Here is a 22,298-nt window from a genome sequence, read left to right on the forward strand (position 1 = left end):
ATCTGCAGCACACTTAAATTTGGAAGCACTGAATGAAACTCAACCCCGGGCAAAATGATGCCGTCCACTATGTATCTGGTCCTTGCCTTGTGCTTGCTGGGGCTGGCAGTGGTAAAACACGGGTAATTATCAATAAAATTGCTTATTTAGTTGAGAAGTGCGGTTACAAGGCGCGCAATATTGCCGCGGTCACGTTTACCAATAAAGCGGCGCGTGAAATGAAAGAGCGGGTATCGCAATCGATGGGACGCAAAGATGCACGCGGACTATGGATATCTACCTTTCATACTTTAGGGCTTGAGATTGTAAAGCGAGAATATAAAGCCTTAGGCTTAAAGCCGGGTTTTTCATTATTTGATGACCAAGATACCTTCGCGTTATTAAAAGAGCTGACCCAAGACGAACTTGATGAAGATAAAGATCTGCTGAAAGCGTTGGCCTCAGCGATTTCAAATTGGAAAGGTGGTTTAGTTATTCCACAACAAGCCATGAAAGTGGCCAAAGATGAACAAAGCATGTTATTTGCCAAGCTATACCAACGTTATGCTCAGCAAATGAAAGCTTATAACGCCCTTGATTTTGACGACCTGATTTTAATTCCTACTTTATTGCTGCGTTCAAATGAAGAAGTAAGAACCCGCTGGCAAACTCGTATTCAATATTTATTAGTGGATGAGTATCAAGACACCAATACTAGCCAATATGAATTAGTTAAGCTGCTGGTGGGTGAGCGCGCTCGTTTTACGGTGGTGGGGGATGATGACCAATCTATTTACTCTTGGCGCGGGGCAAAACCACAAAATTTAGTGTTGTTAGGTAAAGATTTTCCCAAGTTAAAATTGATTAAACTGGAACAAAACTACCGTTCTAGCCAACGTATTTTACGGGCGGCCAATATCTTAATTGCCAATAATCCCCATGTGTATGACAAGTCACTATTTAGTGAACTGGCCTATGGTGATCCGCTCAAGGTGTTATTTGCTGCTAATGAAGAGCAAGAAGCTGAACGTGTAGTGGCTGAAATTATTAAGCATAAGTTTTTAGATAAAACCAAGTTTGGCGATTATGCAATTTTGTATCGAGGTAATCATCAGTCGCGCCTGTTAGAGCGTACGCTTATGACTAACCGAATTCCGTATAAATTAAGTGGTGGCACCTCATTTTTTGCTCGAGCTGAAATTAAAGACATTATGGCTTACCTTAAATTAGTGGTGAATCCTGATGACGATAATGCTTTATTGCGGGTGATTAATTTACCAAAACGTGGCATAGGCCCTGCCACTTTAGAGCGTGTGGGTACTTTTGCTAATGAAAAACAAATGTCGATATTTGCGGCTATTTTTGAAGCGGACTTAAACCATTATGTTGCCCCCGCGGCAATGAAGTCATTAGAAGCATTTGGGCGGTTTATTGTTGAAACTGGCGATATGGCATCACGCGGTGATCCTGTTGAAGCGATTAAGGGGCTTATTCGTAAAATTAATTACGAAGATTACCTTTATGAAACCAGTACCAGTGCTAAAGCTGCTGAAATGCGGATGAAAAATATCTCTGAACTTTACCGTTGGGTGACAGAGATGCTTCAAGGTGATGAGCTTGATGAGCCGATGACCTTGCCTGAGGTGGTTACCCGCTTAACGTTACGTGACATGATGGAACGTAATAATGAAGAAGAGGGCGGCGACCAAGTGCAGTTGATGACGTTGCATGCTTCTAAAGGTCTAGAGTTCCCTTATGTATTTATGGTCGGGGTAGAAGAGCGCATTTTACCGCACCAAAGTAGTATTGATGAAGATAACGTAGAAGAAGAACGGCGTTTAGCATATGTAGGGATTACCCGCGCGCAAAAAGTCTTGTGGTTTATGTTGTGCCGTGAACGTCGTCAATTTGGTGAAACCATGCGTTGTGAACCGAGCCGTTTTTTAATGGAATTACCTCAAGATGATTTAATTTGGGAAACTAGAAAAGTCGTGCAAAGTGAACAACAACGGGTGCAAAAAGGCAAAGCCAATATCGCTAATTTACGTGACATGCTAAAAAAATAATCAGTTATTTAACGCAGGTTAATAACGAAAATTATTAGCCTGCTTTTGCCCGCCTCACGTTAATCAAATCTAATCAACCGAGTCTAAGACTCGTTAGACAAAGTTACATTAAGCTATTTCAATCAAGTTTATTCAAGCTGTTAAAATGACAACAATGTCCCTGACCAAACTGATAGCCAATTGCAACAAGCTGTTGTTGTATTACCGGTGAGTTGACTCCACAAGCATATACATCATATTCCAGAGCTTGAGCTGTAAGCAGGTAGGTAAGCGCTAACTTTTGCTGTTGTGATTGTTGAATATTTTGGCTAACACTAGAGGCTAATTTTAACGATGATATCGGTAAGTAGCTAAGATGTGTTAATGAACTATAGCCGCAACCATACTCGCAAATACCAATTTCTACGCCTAAATCGGTAATCACTTTAAATGCATTTATGTGGCTTTGTAAGTCTTTGGTTAGTGATGCTTCATCAAAAAAGACGACCAGACAACTGAGATCTAGCTGGCTAGTTCGTATTGTGTTTTTTAGACCCCGAAAGCTAAATTTACTTTTTAAATGTTGGCTAGATATACGCATATGTAATTGGGTTTCAGCGCCATATTGGCGTTGCAACTGGGGGTAATGGGTGTTTAGATAATTAAATATTACGCCATCTAAGTGCATAGCAAGTTGATACTTTTTTGCTAAATCGATGATTTTATTATGAGTGTAATGTTTGCCGTTTTGACTTTGCCACTCAAGGTATGGCTCGATAGCAATGACGTGTTTTGACTCAAGGTCGATGATCGGTTGAAAGTGTATGCTGAAGTGTTGGTTATCGATTGCCGATGTAAACTCTTGCTCAAACTCCTTATTGCATTGGGCCATCGCCCCAAGTTCTTCATTGAAAACGACATAACACCCCTTGCCCTTACTTTTGGCTTGGTACATGGCTTTGTCGGCATGTTTTAATAAGGTTTCAGTGGTGTGTTGACTATTTTGATGACTAAAAGCAATGCCGATACTGGCCCCGGCAGTAAATTGATTATTGGCAATCCAATAAGGCATTGCTATCGATTGAATGATGCGCTCACTTATTTCTTGTGCGTCAGACTCTCTAGCAATAGAGTCTAAAATAATGACAAACTCGTCACCGCCCATTCTGGCAAGGGTATCATTGTCACGAATACAAGCATTGAGGCGTTTAGCGGTTTCAATAAGTAACTGATCGCCAGCCATGTGTCCTAAGGTATCATTGATCACTTTGAATCGGTCGAGGTCAATAAACAATAGTGCAAAGCTGTCTTGTCCATGGCGACGAGTATGTTTAAGTGCTTGATTTAGTCTATCGATCAATACGTTGCGGTTGGGTAACCCCGTTAAGGAATCATGCTGGGCATCGTAAGTTAATTGCGCTTCAATATTTTTACGGTGTGCTATCTCTGTTTGAAGATGTTGATTGGTTGCGGCTAATGCTTGAGTACGTTCAAACACTTTCTCTTCGAGTAATTCATGGTTAATTTTGAACGTGTCAGCAGCTTGTTTGCGCTCAATTGCAGTGGCAATATGTTGCGATACAAAAATTAGCAGCTCTAAGTCTTGCTGGCGATAATTGTATTGATTTTCGTAGGAGTAAACTGCAAGTAAGCCTTTTACCTCGCCAGCAATAAATAACGGTATTCCCATCCACTGTTTTATTTTGGACGTTTTGTTTAACTCCGGAGTCGAGTGGTAAATTAATCGCTCATCAATTAACGCTTGAATCTCTTTTACCCCAAGTAACGTAGGCTTTTTTGTTGATAAGACGTATTCCGTTAGCCCATCTTTTAGCGGCCTTGAAGTTGGGGGCACGGCATAATGCATGGACTCATAAAACGGAAAGAGTAATTTGCTTGACTCTATTAAGGCAATAAAACAGTTCTGTGCGGGGATCAGTTTGGAAATGATTTTATGTAAAGAGGCATAAAACTGTGCTTTGTGTTCGCTCATTGATGATAAATCGGCGATCTCAAATAAGGCTTTTTGTAATTGCTCTGCTTTTACGCGTTCGAGAACTTCTGCTTTTAGCTTGTCATAGGCATTGCTAAGTTCTTTGGTTCGTTGCTCGATGGCTTGTTCAAGTTGCTCTTGGTGTAACAAGCGGTCCATCACTCCGGAAATATGATGTGAAATAAAAACCATCAACTCCAGTTCAAGTTCGCCATAGGTGTGTTGTTCTTTATAGGTTTGCACCACTAAAACACCGCTGACTCGGTCTTGGTTTTTAATCGGCACACCTAACCATTGATGACAGGTTGACCCCAGATCGCGAATTTCGCCTGTGTTAATCAAAGTTTCAAATTCGGTATTATTACACAATAAGGGTTTACCTTGGCGAAAGACATAACCGGTAATACCGCTCTCTAATAAGTCTGAAATAGTTTCTTGCGGATAGAGATCAGAAGGGTGCGAGTCTTTCTCGTCGGCAAAAAAAGGTAAGCAGATAAGTCCTGTCGCTATGTCTTTTGTCGCGATGAAAAAGTTATCGGCAGGGATAAGCGCTTTTAGGTAAATGTGGACTGAGCGATAAAAATTGTCAATGGAAGTGGCTTCAGTTGCAATATTAGAAATGGCTAATAATGTATCTTGAATGACTTTGGAACGCTGATATTGAGCATTTAAGTTTGTTAGGTAAGAAATTTTTTTCTTTAATGCTGAGTTTGATGACATTTCAAGCTCAGGTGGGAGGGTGATGTCCGTATTCATTCCCTTGTTGATACTATCCCTTTAATTATATGAATTTTTTTTCGTAATCCAACCTACTTTTTACCATAACTTATGCAATCAACCAAGAGTTAATGGTCAATCCTGTGAGGTAAAAAAAACACCACATTAGTCAAAAGATAAGCAGTCAGTTAAAAAAAGTAAAACAAGGCTAGACTCCGAGGCGATTTATCCCTACTATATGCGTCGCTAACCAAGGCGAGCGCCCATAGCTCAGCTGGATAGAGCGTACCCCTCCGGAGGGTAAGGCCGAAGGTTCGAATCCTTCTGGGCGCACCATTCCGGTAATATGCTTAGGTTAGTAGATTGAAATCAATGGTGGCTGTAGCTCAGTTGGTAGAGTCCCGGATTGTGATTCCGGTTGTCGCGGGTTCAAACCCCGTCAGCCACCCCATTCAATTGCTTATATGACTAACGTAGCCTTGTAGCGTGTCATAGCTCTTATTAAGAGTTGAGTTATTATAAACTCATTATACTAGGATAATCGGTGATTAGCGCAGCCCGGTAGCGCATCTGCTTTGGGAGCAGAGGGTCAGAGGTTCGAATCCTCTATCACCGACCACATTTTAGTTTTGGTTATTAGCAAAGTTGGTTAATGACGAAAACAGCACCAAATACGGTGATTAGCGCAGCCCGGTAGCGCATCTGCTTTGGGAGCAGAGGGTCAGAGGTTCGAATCCTCTATCACCGACCAAATAGCAAAAAGCCACTCATTAGAGTGGCTTTTTTGTATCTGTAATTTATAATCACAATTTAACTTCTTGTTCCTTGCCTCTTGCTTCTTGTTGCCTATCTACTATATTCGTCTGTCGATGATTTTTATAGTTGATGGGCAATGTGCGCTTAGTGATTATCTTCATCAATAGCCACTGGTGGCATAATAAACCCTTGATAAGCATCAAGTCTAAGTTTCTCGAACTGTTCGATAACGGCTTTGGTTTGTACGCCGGTTACAATAACCTGGATATCTAATCCTTTGGCAACATTCACCAATGCTCGACATAACTCGTTGTTGTTATAGTTATCTTCAATATGCGCAAACGATTGATCTAATTTGACGTAGCTAGGGTGCAAATGCTGTAAGTAATTCATTGAACCGAATTGACGACCAAAGTGATCGATACCAAAGTGTGCGCCACAATCGCGGATAATATGACATAAGTGCTTACACGCGGAGAGGTCGTTATACACGCAAGTTTCAGGAATTTCGAAACAAATGCGTTCAGGGTGACTATGATTACGCAAAAATTGTTTTAACCATTGATGAAAATCATAACTGGCGATACTTTCGATGGTTAAGTTGATGGCAACCGGTTCAAAATTCTTATCAAAAATATGTTTATCATTAAGCGACTCAATTAAACAACGGTCTAGTATTGTGCCTATTGACAGTAGCTCAACATAAGTCATAAATTGCCCTGCTGGCACGGTATTACCTTCTATGTGTAATTGGCAATAGATTTCGCGTTGGCAAATTTCATTATTTGTCGTGAGTAAAACTGGCTGCCATTTAAAGTGAAACTGTTTATTTTCAATGGCATGAGTTAAGTGTTTACGCCACTGCTCACGGCTAAATATTTGTTTATTGTTGTTTTCAAACCAAGTGAATACCCGATGCGTCATTGTTGCTCTTTGTAGTGCATTGTCTGCTTGGGATAATATTTCTGATACTGTGCTTTGGGGTGTTCGCTCAGCGATACCGATAGCAAAGTTCTCATTTGGCTTACCACCGGCTTTGGTTACTTCTTGATTGACGGTCCGGATCAGTGTTTGTAAGTATTTTGTCAGTTGTTCGTGCTCTTGATCTCCCACTATAAATGCAAACTCATAAGCGGCGATACGTGTCACAACCGATGGGCTGATATCATCTAAATGGTGGTGAAGTTTTTCAGCTAATAAGCGAATGGTTTCATCCCTTACTTGATAGCCATACTTGCGGTGAACTTCTTCTAACCATCCAAATTTAGCCAAAAATAACGCCCCAGAACTGGGCTCACTTAGCCAACTGGTTAAGCGACTTACCATATATTGGCGATTAGGCAGGTTAGAAACTTGGTCAACTAAATTTTTATTTCTAAGCTCAGAGACTTCTGAATCTAATGAATTAAATACCTGTTTCAGCTGTGTCGACATATTATTAAAAGCAATAACAAGGTGCTTTAATTCGCGTGTTTTGGGGGTGGGCAGTTCAGGGCCAAATTGGCGCAATGCAATTTTTTCAGCATGTTGTGATAGCTGATTGAGTGGCCGTAAAATCCAGGTAAGCCCTAAACGAGCCAATAGTATTGCAATAAGGAATAAAACGGCGAATAAAATGACGGTATTGGAGATAATTTGCCATAACTCATTATAGGCAAGGCCTGGGTGGGCGGTAATTTCGAGCTTAGCAAGCTGTAACCAACCTGAGGTGATGACGGTTTCTTTTTTTATGGTATGAAAGATACCTAGGTCGATAAACCACTGAGGTACTTCGTTAACTTGCATGGGGTGGACCCACAGCTGCTGGGTTCCATCAACTAACCACGTTAGTTTTATTTGTTGATAATACCCGCCTTCAAAAATCACATTAACTAAGGTATCGGCGGCGCTATTGTCACCCGCTTCTAAAACGGGGGTTAACATTAACCCTAATGAATGACTGGCATTATTGATTTCTGAGTGCATCTGCTTAGTCAAAAATCGTTGGGTTTGCGTTATCTGAATATAAGCTAAGCTTGTTATCGTTAGCAAGAATAGTCCAAAAAGTAACGCATAAATCTGCCGGAACAGGGTCATGATGTCACTACTCCATGTTTAGTTTAGGTTGTCGTAATCGTTTAACACCTAACCTGTGTTTTAGGTCAGTCCATTTCTCTAATCTTGATGATGAGCCAGCTAACTCACCTTTGCCTTTTTCTTTATTAAGCCACAATTGCGTACCATTGAAACTATAGGCCGGTAACAGGTCTGGTCGATCTGTTGCTGGTTTTATCTGTTTATCTAAATTATCTAATACCAGTGGAATAGCATTTGGTTTTTCATAATAAGCTAACACCATATGGTATTGGTCTACCGATGTGGCTTTGACCATGGTGATGCGTAATTTCTCTTCTGATATTCCAAGCTGTAATAGGGTGAAGTATTTGGCGATGGAAAAGTCCTCACAATCGCCGCCACCAACACCAATAAACTCCATGGGAGATGCCCAATAATTGGAGTCTCCCCACAATTGACTGTCATCAATAAAGCGAAATAAATTAAAGAAGTTATTGGTGCTCTCTAGCTTCTGTTTGTCGGTTAATTCGCTATTTTCATTAATGATGTTAAACCAAGCTTTAGCGCGTAACGCTGCCTGTGGACCGTAATGTTGACCTAATGCTTGAATGATGTCATTGGCATTTAGCCTAGTGGGTGCAGCACTCACTGTCGGTGTAAATAGTAATATGGCGACAACGAGATAGCCGCTTATTGCTGTTAGCTTGCTGTTGATTATTGCGCTTACACCGTTCAAGTTTGAGCCCTATGTGTTAATCGACTTCCTCATCCACAGTATAGATGTGCCATTTCATTTGTGTTTGAGTGTCATCACCCGATACTGCCGCAATCACTCTACGGTTAAGGCTTCTGCCTTGTGCAGTACTATTATCGGCAATCGGTTGGTCGAAACTGTATCCAATGGCTGACAATCTTTGAGGGGCAATATTAAATTCAGAAATAAGCACTTCAGTAACGGCTTTAGCACGGTTTTGTGATAAGGCTAAGTTCAATTCATAGCTACCGGAGCGGCTACAATGTCCTTCGATTGTCACCGTTGTATTGGGGAAACGGCGCATTAAAGAGGCGACTTTTTCTATGTCGCCGTAATATTGTGGGTCGATAAAGTCAGAGTTATTACCAAATAAAATATTGAGTTCTTGCCGCTCGTCAATGATGTTTTGTGTCGCGCAGCCGAAGTTATCAATATCAGCACCTGTAATGGTGTTTTCACAACGTTCGCGTGCGGAGATGACGCCATCATTATCATTGTCTTGTAAATTAAATAGTTGTTGAGTGGGAGTATCCATGGTGACGATGTCACGATGTACACAACCACCAATGGCTAAAGATAGGGCAATGGTTAAGGTAAGTTGCTTCATTATTTCACTCCTCCTTCATCGTCATTTTCTCCACGCCACACTTCAGGGCGGGTGACACGAAGCGAGTCAAGTAACTGGCCTGTTGCATTAAACACGCGGTAATAAGCAATAATTTCGTCATATTCGGTTTGTAAATAATCTTTACGGGCTTCAAATAATTCGTTTTCGGTATCGAGTAAATCTAATAATGTGCGTTGACCTAAATTAAATTGTTGTGCATAAGCGACTTGTGTGCGTTTGGCGGCAATGACATGGTCGCGAATGAATTGCTTTTGCGGCTCTAACATTTCAAATGCGTTCCATGCTAAGCGAACGCCTTCTATCACTTGACGATTAGCGCGTTGGCGTATTTCTTTAGCTTCATTGATTTTATAGGCGGCTTCTTTTTCGCGGTGTAAATCTTTACCACCTGAAAATAAGTTGTAGCGCATGCGTACCATGCCGACGAGGTTATTGTTATAACCATTGACGTTTTGCGATGAAATGGCGCTATAACCATCTTCGCCTTGGGTGTCATTATTCCATTGGCTGCTAATTTCTAATGAGATTTGTGGGTAGTAGTTTGAGAATGTTGAGTCGCGCTCGCTTTTGGCGGCAATGATGTCATTAGCGGCTGATTTGAGTACGGGATGATCTTGTGTGGCGATTGCGATGCTGTTATTAAGGTCAATTGGCATCATTTGTGTATCGGGAACAGGCAAGGTGAGGTTGTCAGGCTCAAGTTCGGTAACGGATAGATACTGCGCTCTGGCATCGTTGATATTATTTTTAGCCGAAATGACATTGGCATTGGCGCGTGCTAAGCGTCCCGAAATTTGCGATAAATCAGCAATTGAACCTAACCCAGAGTCAGTGCGTTGTTTAATTTGACTGTATATGTCTTTATGACTTTGTAAATTACGTTCGGACAAAATGAGAATTTGTTTGGCGCGAATATAGTTTACGTAGACTTTCGTTACATCGAGCGCCATGTCTTCTGCTGCGCCATAAAGTGCCCATTGTTCAGCGCTGGCTTCTGAAGAGTAGCGGTTAACTTCGCTACTGGTATAAAAGCCATCAAATAGCATTTGTTTTAAGCTAACGCTGGCTTCACCGCGGTACAGCTCCATTGTGCCACCTTGGCTAACATCACCTAGACCCGCTTTACGGCGAGTTGATGGGCTGTCTGTTTGTTCCCAGCCATAACCTGCGGTGATATCAACCGTGGGCATATAACCTGAATACGCTTGATTGACTTGTTCTTCGCGTACTTTGAAGCGGTTAAAGGCAATTCTAATTTCAGGGTGGGTGTCTAGTGTATGCGCCACGGCTTCTTCTAATGAATGGCCAAAGGCTGGCGGCAACATCAGCAAAGAAACGGCCAGTGTTAATACACTAATCTGGGGTCGCTGATAAGGTAATGTGCTCATTTAATTCACTCTCCTGGTCTTTTCATCGCTCACGTAATGCGGTGTCCTTTGCTCTTAAAATTGGGTTTAATATGTACTCAAGTATGGTTCTTTGTCCGGTAATGATGTCCACTGACGTGAGCATGCCGGGAATAATTGGCATCGGTGTGCCATCATCTTTTTGTAAACTCGATTCTTGGGTTCTCACCCTAATGGTATAAAAGCTGTTGCCATCTTCATCTTGTGAGGTGTCAGCACTTATATGTTCAACTACCCCTTTTAAACCGCCATAACGAGTAAAATCATACGCGGTGACTTTAACCACTGCTGGCAGCCCGGGATATAAAAAGGCAATGTCTTTAGGGGGGATTTTGGTTTCGATTAATAATTTATCTTCTGATGGCACAATTTCGATTATCTCTTCACCTGGTTGTACAACGCCGCCGAGTGTATTGATATGAATGGATTTAATTGTGCCAATAACGGGCGAAGTAATGACTGCTTTACTGACTTTATCAAAAGCGCCAATTTGAGCTTGGTTCATTCTTGATAAGTTGTTTTGTGATTCGTTGAGTTGGGCGCGTAAATCAGCGGCAAAACTCAGTACAGCTTCACGGCGTTTTAATATCGCTTCATCCATTGACGCTTTTACTTTAGGGCGCAATAAACGTAAGGTTTTTAGTTCACCTTGAATATCATTAACTGTGCGTTCAAGTTTGAGTAATTCTACTTCGGGTACAATGCCTTTTCTAGCGAGTGGCCTTGTGAGTTCTAGTTCTTTGCTGACTAACTGAAAGCTTTTAGTGAGCGTGGTGATCCGTGAGGCTAATTCCTGCGTTTCTTGCTGGCGCTGCTGAATTTGTCTGATTAATATTTCAAGCTGATTATTGAGGCTGTCAATTCGGCCGGAGTATTCTTGTTGTTGGCGTTGGATAAGCTCAGGCTCGTTATTGGTTAACTCGTCGCTAAAGACAAGCGGGGATTTAGTGATTTTAATTTGCTGGCGCCAGTTAGCGTCCATCCCTGAAATAACGATACTGTCTAGTTCAGCTCGCATACGAATGATATTAGCCTGCAACCCAAAGACTTCTTGTTCTTGTTGATCAAAGTCGGAGCGAAAACGGGTGTCATCAATACGGGCTAATGGTTGACCTTTTTCAACCATGATTCCTTCTTGTACAAAAATCTCTTGTAATACTCCGCCATCTAAACTTTCGATAATTTGTATTTGAGAAGAAGGAATAACCTTGCCTTCGCCGCTGGTTACTTGGTCTAGTTTTGAAAAATATGCCCAAATAAAAAAGCACCCCATCATGGCTGTTAACGACCAGATAATGAGTCGATGCCCGGTTGGTGCTTCGGTCATCATCGCCCCGTATACGTCGTCGGCCATCTCAAGTTCGTTGGTGTTTAATGGTTTGCTCATTGGCTTTTACCTTTGGCAAGTAATCCTTCGTTGAGCTTTTTAAGGATGTCGTTTTTTTCTCCGTCAGCAATAATATGGCCTTGGTCGAGTACAATAATGCGATCAACAAGGCTTAATAAATGCATTTTATGTGTAATAAGAATTAAGCTGCGGTCTTGACTAACTTGTTTCATTGCTTGGATAAATTGTTTTTCAGCTCGAGCATCAAGGCTGGCGGTGGGTTCATCCATTAACAGCACTGGAGGGTCGTTTAATGTTGCGCGTGCTAAAGCGACCATTTGACGCTGGCCACGGCTCAGGGCTAAGCCGCCTTCGCCTACTTGTTGGTCTAAGCCTTCTGCAACCAAGTTGGTAAATTGGCTAACGCCTGATAATTGCACAGCACGAATAAGTTGATGCTCAGTGACTTGGCGTGAACCAAACAATATGTTGTCGCGAATACTGCCGTGAAATAGGGTGATGTCTTGCGGTAAATACCCAAAGTTTCTGCGTAAATCACTAGGATGAATTTGACCGGAATCAAGACCGTCGTAACGTAAACTACCATCACTGGGTTTAAATAGGCCTAATAGCAGTTTCGCCAAGGTGCTTTTGCCTGAACCATTACGGCCTATAATGGCCACCCGTTCGCCAGGTTGTAGGGTGATTGAACTTGGGTAAATAATCGGTTTTTCAGTTTCTGGGTAGGTGAAACTGACATTGTCGGCATTAATTTTACCTTTTAGGCGTTGGGTACTGACGAGGTTACCTTTGTTATCAAATTCACTTTCTTGGTCCATTATTTGGTTAAGTTGTCTTAACGAACTGGCGGTGTAATTACCGCGAGTGATAAGGCCTGCCATTTGTGCCATTGGGCTAATAGCGCGGCTGGCAAGCATCACGGCTGCGATAATTCCGCCCATAGAAATTGCGTTATCGGCCACGCGATACACGCCTAAAATGACTACCGTGACCACACTGAGTTGCACCACAAAATTGGCAAGATTTGATACTGAGTTTGTCAGCTTCTTGGTTTTAAGATTCCAATTGGCGGTGTGGGCTATCATCTGTTGCCAGCTTTTTTGAACCAAACCTTCTGCGCCATTGGCTTTAATTGACTCTAGGGCGGATAAACTTTCAATTAAGTGACCATGCTTGAGGCTGGCAAAGCGATTACTTTCTTCAATGGCGGCTTTTAGCCGTGGTTGAATGTATAAGGTAAAAAAGATGATGAGGGTGCTGGCAATAATGGGTACGAGGGCAAGGTCGCCCGCGACAATATAAATCACCACAATAAATAACAGTGCAAAAGGGAGATCGACTAGGGCAGTGATGGTGGCGGAGGTTAAAAACTCACGTATGGATTCAAATTCACCTAGTTGTTTGGCCATGCCGCCGACACTTGGCGAGCGTTTAGATAACGGGATTCCAATGGCTTTAGCAAAGAGTTGAGATGACACAATAATGTCAATTTTCTTGCCTGCTACATCAATTAAGTAACTGCGAAGTTGCCGTAAAATAAGGTCAAATAGGTACGCAATACCAGCACCAATGGCGAGCACCCATAATGACTCAAAAGCTAAGTTAGGCACGACTTTGTCGTACACATTCATAATAAATAGCGGCGACACTAAGGCGAAAATATTAACTAGTATTGAGGCGATTAATGCGTCGCGATATATGGGCGCAGCGTCTTTAATGGTTTGAAACAACCAATGACTTTGGTTGTCATGGATATGAACGTCAAAGTTTTTATCGCCACGGTACTGTTGTTTAACTAAAAACGCATAGCCTACATATACTGACTCGAGTTCTTCAATACGGAGTTGTTTCTCACCGCCTGACTCAGGTTGTTGAATAATGATCGTGTTAGCTTCAGTATCTATTTGGCGTAAAATACAAGCTTGTTTATCTTTTAACAATAAAATGCAAGGTAATAAAATATCAGGGATTTGGGTCAGATCTTTACGTGACAACTTAGCGGTTAAGCCTGCTCTAGATGCCGCTTGCGGGAATATTTCAGGATTGATCACTTCACCAGATAGCGGCAAACCCGCCACGAGGGATTCAGGTGAGCAAGGGTTACCAAAGTGCTCAGTTAATATCACAAGTGAATCAAGTAATGGATCCACTTTGACACGCTGAGATGCCTGGATTGACCATTGTTGTTCCTTTGTATTAGCCGATAGCGCCAAAACCTTATCCTTAAGAGTTTATTATTATTGGACTATTGTTGCTTTTGTTGGCTGCATATCAATTACATGTTGCCATTGTTAACGTGCTTGTGGCGTATAGTACTATATGACACAAGCAGATAGCTTTATTTTTTTATGGGATTATGTTGCCATTATTTTCCTCTAATGGTGCAACAGCATTATTTGCTTCAACAGCATTACCATTTGCTGAGGAGTTATCAGAGATAAGTAAGCTGCCGTCGTCTAGCATTGAAGTAATTAAGTTAGTGATATCAGTGCCGTATTGAGCAGATAAGTCTACACCGTCGAGAATGATGGTTTGTTCTATTGTGCCGTTACCATCGGTATCTATTTCGATAGTGGTGTTGCCGTTATCAAAGTTAAACGATAAGTAGTTTTCAAGGTTATTAGTGTCTTGAGTTTGCAATAAGTCACTAATGTCTAGCGTATCTTGGTTGATGACAAAGTCAGTAATGGTATCGGTGCCAGTATTATTTTGTTGCCATGCAAATATGTCTTCACCTGCGCCACCTATTAACAAGTCATCGCCTAAGCCGCCGATTAATAAATCATTACCGTCTCCACCAATTAATAAGTCATTGCCTTGACCCCCTACGAGTACATCATCACCTTGGCCACCATCAAGAAGCGCACCATCACCAATTAAAAGGGTGCCAATAGCGCCGCCATTACCATCTGATACATAGGCACCGTTATGCGTTGTACCATCACTGAGTGTTACGCTAAATGTCACTGCTTGTGTGACAAAGTCACCAGCTTCATCGCTGTTGGTTCCACTTAGTTGGTCTGTATCGATTGAGAACCAAAATTCGTCACCATTTGAAAAATCGTTATTGTCAAAGTTAGCGCTGAGAGTGGATTCATCATTGGAAATAGTGATGACATTTGAGGTGCTTATTCCTGAGGTATTGCTACCAATCGCAAACCTATCACTGGTATCAAAGTTGGCGCTGTCATCTAAGCCGCCCTCAAGGTTGATCGTGATATTGCTAATATAAAGTCCTGCAATGGCGCTATTGAACGTAAAGCCAATTTGATTATTGCCATTGGTATTATATGTGTCACCACGTTTAACGATGGCGTTAAACGCTGTAGGCAACTGATTACCGCTGCTGGCGGCAATAATGATGTCATTGCCTGCGCCACCAATAAGTTGGTTACTGTTAATAAAGTTAAAATCTACGTCGGCAGAGTCGCTGGCACCATTGCCGTCAATTTGATAATTGAAATTGCTTTCATTGGTTGCATTAGCCACTGTGACAATATCATTTGTTAGGGTGGCATCACCTGTGACGTTGGTTATTTCGGTTGAGTAAGGGGTTTTGTCGCCATGAGTTAGGTATTCCACAGGAATATCAATGGTACTGCCTGATGACAAGTTGGAGATAAGATTATTGACGTTGGCATCAACACCTGCATAGTAATTGATATTTAAGACTAATTCTAAGCTGTCGGCATCGCCGTCATTATCAGTAATGGTGACTTGTATATTTTCACTTTGGTTAAGTACGTTACGGTCTACATCAATTGAGTAGCTGTAGCTGCCGGTTTCAAAGTTGACAGTAAGTTCACCGCCCAACACGGTTGGGATAATTTGAATGAGGTTGTCAGGGTCGTATACATAGGTAGTACCGTCAATGGTAATGCTAGTAACATTTCCGCCGTCAGCGCCAATGAGCACACCGTTGTTAGATGAGGCGTTAATAATGCCTAAATTACCTGTTATGGTGTTGCCTTCGAAGTAATTTAAAATCGTGCTGGTTAAGTCGTCGGCATTGTCGACTTGTACTGCATACTCTTCAACATCGTTAGGGTTAGGGTATGCAATGGGATAGATATCGTCTAGTTCTGCGTTACCAATGCCGATACCAAAAGCAATATCATAAAGAGGGTCACCGTTAGGGACATCATTAACAATATTGTTGAGGTAATTTTCCCAAGTTGTTTGCAGTGTGCTGTCAATGTCTTCACCAGAGCTTGGTTCGCCGTCTGAAATAAAGTACAGCAAGCTCTGATCTGCATTGGGTAGGGTACCGCTATTCATCACGGCATTTAATGCTGCGGCGTAATTGGTACCGCCACCGGCTATCAGGCCTTCGAGGGTACTAATTGCAGTAGCAATATCATCGACTAACCAACCTGTGGAAGAGGCTGAATTTGAAAAGCTTACGATTTGAATATTAACATTACCTGTGTTGTCAACTTCATGTATAAGTGCACTTAATGCGGCGACAGCGGTTTCAAGATAGCTGGAACCATTACCTGCCGAACCATCCATACTGCCTGAGATATCAAGTACGATAGTTAGATTGGTGGTGATAGGGTCAGCACTGGCTTGCAAGCTTTGCGAAACGTCACTGGTAGAGGGTTGGTCGTCAACAATATTTATTCGCAGGTTACCACTGTCAGTGCCGTTTAATGCATTAGTGACGGTATAGTTAAATACTTCGCTGCTGTTATCACCGTTGGTGTTAGTTAATAATGTGTATTGATAATCACCAGCACGGTGTTCGGCGCTGTCTTGGGTGTATACGACTAAGGTACCGACACTATTGGTAATCGTGATGACACCATTGACTGCGGCGACACCGTCGATTTGAGTGATGGTTGTGGTACCACTGATCCCTTCATCGTTATCGAGTAAGTTACCAGTAGTAATATTACTGCCGTTATTGGCAGCTGTACCACTTGATAGCCCGGCTTCGTTGACGCTGTCTACATCATTTTTTGCATCAGGTGTTGAGTCTTGAACAATCCGCAGTCTAGCTTGAGCACTATTACCGTCAGCATCTGTTAATGTGTAGAAAATGGTGTCAGTGACTGATGCTTGACCATTGATTTCAGGCACTGATGAGGCAAAGGTATAACTGCCATTTTTGTTAATAATAAGGGTGCCGCTGTCGGCAATCGTGACAGTAATATTGCCATCAGCATCGAAGCTGTCATAGGTGATACCGTCAATTTCAATGCTGGTTAACTCGGTAATATCTGCACCAATGTCGTCAATTCCGTTCCCATTCGTGCCTGCACCTGTAATTACGTTGCCATAAGCTGTGCCGCCAAAACCAATATGGTCGCGGTCATTTTCTGCGGTGGGTGTTGTATCTTGCACATCAATAATAACTTGAGTCCATGGACTATTTTGATAACCGTTGCCAGCTTGATAATAGAAACTGTCGGTAACATCGCCGCTGCTGTGGTCAATGTTGCTTGGCGCTTGGTAGCTGTAACTACCGTCAGCATTGATAGTGATAATACCGCCTAAAGTGGTGGTTAATGTATTGCCTGCTATTGCGGCATCAATTTCGTTGTTGCCAGTAATATCTGTTGCAAATGCCATTAAGGTAATGGCATGCCCTTCGACATCTACATCGTCACTAACAAAATCAGCGCCGGTTAGGTTAATTAATTCGCCTTCATCAATACTGAAATTGTCGCTATAAGTTATTGGTGCGTCACTTGCGCCAATGATATTAATCACAACGGTGGCCGTGTCGGTTGCGCCGTTATCATCGGTCACGGTATAGGTGAAAGTATCTTGGGTAACTTGGCCCGCGGTTAATGAATTAAAGGCGTTGTTAGGGTTGTAAAGGTAAGTGCCATCACTGTATATGGTTAATAATGCACCGCTATCTAAGGTGATGGTACTGCCGTTAGTCACCGAGGTATGGTTAATAGCGGTGATGCTAAAGTCGTTATTTTGAGCATCACTGTCATTTGCTAGCAATCCTGCATTTGGATCGCTAACAGTTAAGATGTTGTCTTCACCAGTGATGATTGCGCCTTGGCCTAAATTGGCACCGCTGGCATTGATTGAGGTTAAAACATAGTCGGATGAGTCACCACTGGTAACTGGGCTGGCATTGTTTGTTGCTTCAAACACTAGGGTGTCGAACACGATATCGTCAGTGTCGATAATAAATGAGCCAGTATCGCCACTTTCATTGCTGAAGATGCCACTGCTTACAAGCTCACCATTGTAGTAGGCTTTCCAAACGCCTTGTTCAGCGGCATTTTCGTCCGCATATAACTTGGCTACTGAAAATTCGACATAATTCACTAATTCATTAAATTGCAGTTCAATGCTTTCGGATAACCCTGTTGTCGGATCAAATTCAATTTGGGTTGATACTTGCCCGTCTGGACGAATGCTGCCATCAACCCCTATACCGTTGCCATTGACTGTTGAGATAACACCTTCAATTTGTTTGCCCGCATTATCGTAAGTTAATGCCCGAATACTAAAGAGCGGATTGTTGTCAGCATCGACAGGAATTGATACGCCTGAAGTAAAGTTAGCAGTTGCATTGTAACTGGCACCTTGTGCGCCATCATTTTCAGCGTCGACATTATTGTAGTTAAGGGTAAGAGTGGCGGTATCACTTAGGCCATTACCGTCACTAATGGTGTATTGAATGTCGGGAATGCTGGTGGTGCTTGTGTCATGCGTAAAGGTAAAACTGCCATCTTGATTAATGAGTAATGTGCCACCTGTGACATTAACGGTGGCTTCGCCATCAATAAAGACAATGGCTGAGCCATTAATATGGGTGATAGTTAAACTGTCGTTATCAATATCGTTATCTAGCCCTATGCCAGTATCGTCGGTGAGGAGGTTACCGGTTACGGTTTGGCTATCGTTGGCAATATATTGGTTATCTGTTGCTTGTGGTTGATCATTTTCAGGGGTGACGGTAATGGTGAGCGTTGCCGTTGCTCCTGTATTTGTCAGATAAACAATAACAGGAAGCACGCCGTTCCAATGTTGTGTTGGGGTGAATCGGTAAGAACCGTCACTGTTTAATTCAAGTAAGCCTCCGTCTAACATCACTGTGGAGTCAGCAGTGTAAACGGTGCTATCACCTGTGATGGTGAAAGAAACAACTGACAAGTTGTTATCTGGGTCAGTATCATTACTGAGAACATTACCTTGGGCAATCGTATCTTCGGTAATGATTTTGTCGTCGTTGTTAGTTTGGGTTGGATCGTCGACATTTTCTAAATTAATAGTAATTTTAGCGGTATCTTCTGCGCCATTACTGTCAGTGACTTTAATATCTAGGGCGTAGCTACCTATATGGATATCGTCAATATCGATATTAACAGTGACCTCACCAGTATCTTTATTGATGGTAAAGACACCATTAGTTAGTGAGCCATCAATAAAGCTGAATGTGAGGGTATCATTGGTATCTTTATCATTCGCAAATACTTGGCCAACAACGGTCCCAGCCAACGTACCTTCTAATATTGAACCAAAATCATAGCTATCATTATTGGCAATATCAGTGGCGATGTCAGAACCAGAAAGAAACTCGGGTGCATCATTGGTTCCAACAATGGTGATAGTGATGTTATGAGTTGCTGTACCATCTGCAGAAGTTACAGTAATTGTACGGGTTAAGGTTTCGCCTTCAGTTAGCGATTGCACATCGATATGATCGTTGTTTAAGACGTAATCCCAACTACCGTCAGCATCAATACTAAATGAACCGTAATTACCATCTGCAACATCAGTTTGTACTTGGAATGCGGCTTGACCGTCATCAACATCTGACATTGAAAGAGTGCCTGATACCGCTTCGACAGTGTTGCCATCAACATCGGTTGCGCCATCTTCAGTAACCATCCCTGAATCGCTATCACCGCTGGCTAGATCGACTGTAATATCAGCCGGATCGTTAGCACCAACAATGGTTATAGTGATGTTGTGGGTGACTGTACCATCAGCACTTGTGACGGTAATGGTGCGAGTTAAGGTTTCACCTTCAGTCAGTGATTGCACATCGATATGATCGTTGTTTAAGACATAATCCCAATTGCCGTCAGCATCAATACTAAATGAACCGTAATTACTATCAGCAACATCGGTTTGTACTTGGAATGCGGCTTGACCGTCATCAACATCACTAATGGTGAATGTGCCTGATACTGCTTCTACGGTATTGCCGTCCGCATCGCTTGCGCCATCTTCGGTAACAGTTGCGCTATCTGAGTCACCATTAGCTAAATCCACCGTGATATCAGCCGCATCGTTAGCACCAACAATGGTGATAGTAATGTTGTGAGTGGCAGTGCCATCAGCACTTGTGACGGTAATAGTGCGAGTTAAGGTTTCGCCTTCAGTCAGTGATTGCACATCGATATGATCGTTGTTTAAGACGTAATCCCAATTACCGTCAGCATCGATTGAGAAGCTACCGTAATTGCCATCTGCAACATCAGTTTGTACTTGGAATGCGGCTTGACCGTCATCAACATCTGAAATTGAAAGAGTGCCTGAAACCGCTTCTATAGTGTTGCCATCAACATCGCTTGTACCATCTTCGGTGACCATTCCTGAGTCGCTATCACCGCTGGCTAGGTCAACCGTAATATCAGCCGGATCGTTAGCACCAACAATGGTGATAGTAATGTTGTGAGTGGCAGTGCCATCTGCTGAAGTTACTGTGATCGTACGCGTTAAGGTTTCGCCTTCAGTCAGTGATTGCACATCGATATGATCGTTGTTTAAGACGTAATCCCAGTTACCGTCAGCATCAATACTAAATGAACCGTAATTACCATCAGCAACATCAGTTTGTACTTGGAATGCTGCTTGACCGTCATCGACATCGCTAATGGTTAATGTGCCTGATACCGCTTCAACTGTATTACTGTCCGCATCGCTTGTACCATCTTCGGTGACAGTCGCACTATCTGAATCGCCATTAGCTAAATCCACTGTAATATCAGCCGGATCGTTAGCACCAACAATGGTGATAGTGATGTTGTGGGTTGCAGTGCCATCTGCAGAAGTTACAGTAATTGTACGGGTTAAGGTTTCGCCTTCAGTCAGTGATTGCACATCGATATGATCGTTGTTTAAGACGTAATCCCAGTTACCGTCAGCATCAATACTAAATGAACCGTAATTGCCATCTGCGACATCGGTTTGTACTTGGAATGCGGCTTGACCGTTATCAACATCGCTAATGGTTAAAGTGCCAGATACTGCTTCTAGGGTATTGCCATCAACATCGCTTGCGCCATCTTCGGTGACAGTCGCACTATCTGAATCGCCATTAGCTAAATCCACTGTAATATCAGCCGGATCGTTAGCACCAACAATGGTGATAGTGATGTTGTGGGTTGCAGTGCCATCTGCTGAAGTTACTGTGATCGTGCGAGTTAAGGTTTCGCCTTCAGTCAGTGATTGCACATCGATATGATCGTTGTTTAAGACGTAATCCCAGTTACCGTCAGCATCAATACTAAATGAACCGTAATTGCCATCTGCGACATCGGTTTGTACTTGGAATGCGGCTTGACCGTTATCAACATCGCTAATGGTTAAAGTGCCAGATACTGCTTCTAGGGTATTGCCATCAACATCGCTTGCGCCATCTTCAGTAACCATTCCTGAATCGCTATCACCGCTGGCTAGATCGACTGTAATATCAGCCGGATCGTTAGCACCAACAATGGTGATAGTGATGTTGTGGGTAGCTGTACCGTCAGCTGAGGTTACTGTGATCGTGCGAGTTAAGGTTTCGCCTTCAGTTAGCGATTGCACATCGATATGATCGTTGTTTAAGACGTAATCCCAGTTACCGTCGGCATCAATACTAAATGAACCGTAATTACTATCAGCAACATCGGTTTGCACTTGGAATACGGCTTGACCGTCATCGACATCACTAATGGTTAAAGTGCCTGATACCACTTCGACAGTGTTGCCATCAAGATCAGTTGCGCCATCTTCAGTAACAATTCCTGAGTCGCTGTCGCCACTGGCTAGATCAACCGTAATATCCGCCGGATCGTTAGCACCAACAATGGTGATAATGATGTTGTGAGTGGCAGTGCCATCTGCTGAAGTTACAGTAATTGTACGGGTTAAGGTTTCGCCTTCCGTTAGCGATTGCACATCGATATGATCGTTGTTTAAGACGTAATCCCAGTTACCGTCGGCATCAATACTAAATGAACCGTAATTACTATCAGCAACATCGGTTTGCACTTGGAATACGGCTTGACCGTCATCGACATCACTAATGGTTAAAGTGCCTGATACCACTTCGACAGTGTTGCCATCAAGATCAGTTGCGCCATCTTCAGTAACAATTCCTGAGTCGCTGTCGCCACTGGCTAGATCAACCGTAATATCAGCCGCATCGTTAGCACCAACAATGGTGATAGTGATGTTGTGGGTTGCAGTGCCATCTGCAGAAGTTACAGTAATTGTACGGGTTAAGGTTTCGCCTTCAGTCAGTGATTGCACATCGATATGGTCGTTGTTTAGTACGTAATCCCAGTTACCGTCAGCATCGATTGAGAAGCTACCGTAATTGCCATCTGCAACATCAGTTTGTACTTGGAATGCGGCTTGACCGTCATCGAC

9 protein-coding genes and 4 tRNA genes are annotated in these 22,298 nt (G+C 42.6%); 5 read left to right on the forward strand and 8 right to left on the reverse strand.

Going from position 1 to position 22,298, the window contains the following annotated elements:
• Positions 1-32: 32 nt before the first annotated feature.
• Positions 33-2,045: a DNA helicase Rep gene (gene rep, locus G3R48_RS09380; RefSeq protein ID WP_153664681.1), complete on the forward strand. Its 2,013-nt coding sequence runs from the start codon at positions 33-35 to the stop codon at positions 2,043-2,045.
• A 118-nt stretch (positions 2,046-2,163) separates the two neighbouring features.
• Here rep and G3R48_RS09385 read toward each other — a convergent pair whose 3' ends face one another.
• Positions 2,164-4,773: a sensor domain-containing phosphodiesterase gene (locus tag G3R48_RS09385; RefSeq protein ID WP_228497457.1), complete on the reverse strand. Its 2,610-nt coding sequence runs from the start codon at positions 4,771-4,773 to the stop codon at positions 2,164-2,166.
• Between the two features lie 220 nt (positions 4,774-4,993).
• Here G3R48_RS09385 and G3R48_RS09390 point away from each other — a divergent pair.
• The 4 genes from G3R48_RS09390 to G3R48_RS09405 all read left to right on the forward strand — a co-directional run bounded on the left by G3R48_RS09390 (position 4,994) and on the right by G3R48_RS09405 (position 5,485).
• Positions 4,994-5,070, forward strand: a tRNA-Arg gene (locus tag G3R48_RS09390).
• 39 nt (positions 5,071-5,109) lie between these two features.
• A tRNA-His gene (locus G3R48_RS09395) sits at positions 5,110-5,185 on the forward strand.
• A gap of 91 nt (positions 5,186-5,276) precedes the next feature.
• Positions 5,277-5,353: transfer RNA gene (locus G3R48_RS09400), tRNA-Pro, on the forward strand.
• Between the two features lie 55 nt (positions 5,354-5,408).
• Positions 5,409-5,485: transfer RNA gene (locus G3R48_RS09405), tRNA-Pro, on the forward strand.
• Positions 5,486-5,634: 149 nt separating this feature from the next.
• Here G3R48_RS09405 and G3R48_RS09410 read toward each other — a convergent pair.
• The 7 genes from G3R48_RS09410 to G3R48_RS09440 all read right to left on the reverse strand — a co-directional run.
• Positions 5,635-7,566 carry a bifunctional diguanylate cyclase/phosphodiesterase gene (locus G3R48_RS09410; protein WP_153664683.1) on the reverse strand — a complete coding sequence of 644 codons (1,932 nt, stop codon included), beginning with the start codon at positions 7,564-7,566 and terminating at the stop codon, positions 5,635-5,637.
• Between the two features lie 7 nt (positions 7,567-7,573).
• The gene (locus G3R48_RS09415) at positions 7,574-8,281 is read right to left on the reverse strand and encodes a transglutaminase-like cysteine peptidase (RefSeq protein ID WP_153664685.1); all 708 of its coding nucleotides are present in this window, start codon (positions 8,279-8,281) and stop codon (positions 7,574-7,576) included.
• A 16-nt stretch (positions 8,282-8,297) separates the two neighbouring features.
• A complete protein-coding gene (locus G3R48_RS09420; RefSeq protein WP_153664687.1) occupies positions 8,298-8,906 on the reverse strand; it encodes an OmpA family protein in 609 nt (202 codons plus the stop codon).
• Positions 8,906-10,315 carry a TolC family outer membrane protein gene (locus G3R48_RS09425; protein WP_153664689.1) on the reverse strand — a complete coding sequence of 470 codons (1,410 nt, stop codon included), beginning with the start codon at positions 10,313-10,315 and terminating at the stop codon, positions 8,906-8,908. Before G3R48_RS09425 ends, G3R48_RS09420 begins: the two co-directional genes overlap by 1 nt.
• 22 nt (positions 10,316-10,337) lie before the next feature.
• Positions 10,338-11,720 carry an HlyD family type I secretion periplasmic adaptor subunit gene (locus G3R48_RS09430; RefSeq protein WP_153664691.1) on the reverse strand — a complete coding sequence of 461 codons (1,383 nt, stop codon included), beginning with the start codon at positions 11,718-11,720 and terminating at the stop codon, positions 10,338-10,340.
• Positions 11,717-13,894: a type I secretion system permease/ATPase gene (locus tag G3R48_RS09435; protein WP_153664693.1), complete on the reverse strand. Its 2,178-nt coding sequence runs from the start codon at positions 13,892-13,894 to the stop codon at positions 11,717-11,719. Before G3R48_RS09435 ends, G3R48_RS09430 begins: the two co-directional genes overlap by 4 nt.
• Positions 13,895-14,027: 133 nt before the next feature.
• A partial coding sequence (locus tag G3R48_RS09440; protein ID WP_212593296.1) for a VCBS domain-containing protein occupies positions 14,028-22,298 on the reverse strand: 8,271 nt, incomplete at its 5' end.

Origin of the sequence: Shewanella intestini (assembly GCF_018221465.1) — a bacterium.
GTDB classification, from domain to species: domain Bacteria; phylum Pseudomonadota; class Gammaproteobacteria; order Enterobacterales; family Shewanellaceae; genus Shewanella; species Shewanella intestini.

What these genes read in the sequence shown, in the direction of transcription:
- rep (WP_153664681.1), top strand. Translation starts at nt 33, where the DNA reads ATGAAACTCAACCCCGGGCAAAATGATGCCGTCCACTATGTATCTGGT.
- G3R48_RS09385 (WP_228497457.1), bottom strand. Translation starts at nt 4,773, where the DNA reads ATGAATACGGACATCACCCTCCCACCTGAGCTTGAAATGTCATCAAAC.
- G3R48_RS09410 (WP_153664683.1), bottom strand. Translation starts at nt 7,566, where the DNA reads ATGACCCTGTTCCGGCAGATTTATGCGTTACTTTTTGGACTATTCTTG.
- G3R48_RS09420 (WP_153664687.1), bottom strand. Translation starts at nt 8,906, where the DNA reads ATGAAGCAACTTACCTTAACCATTGCCCTATCTTTAGCCATTGGTGGT.
- G3R48_RS09425 (WP_153664689.1), bottom strand. Translation starts at nt 10,315, where the DNA reads ATGAGCACATTACCTTATCAGCGACCCCAGATTAGTGTATTAACACTG.
- G3R48_RS09430 (WP_153664691.1), bottom strand. Translation starts at nt 11,720, where the DNA reads ATGAGCAAACCATTAAACACCAACGAACTTGAGATGGCCGACGACGTA.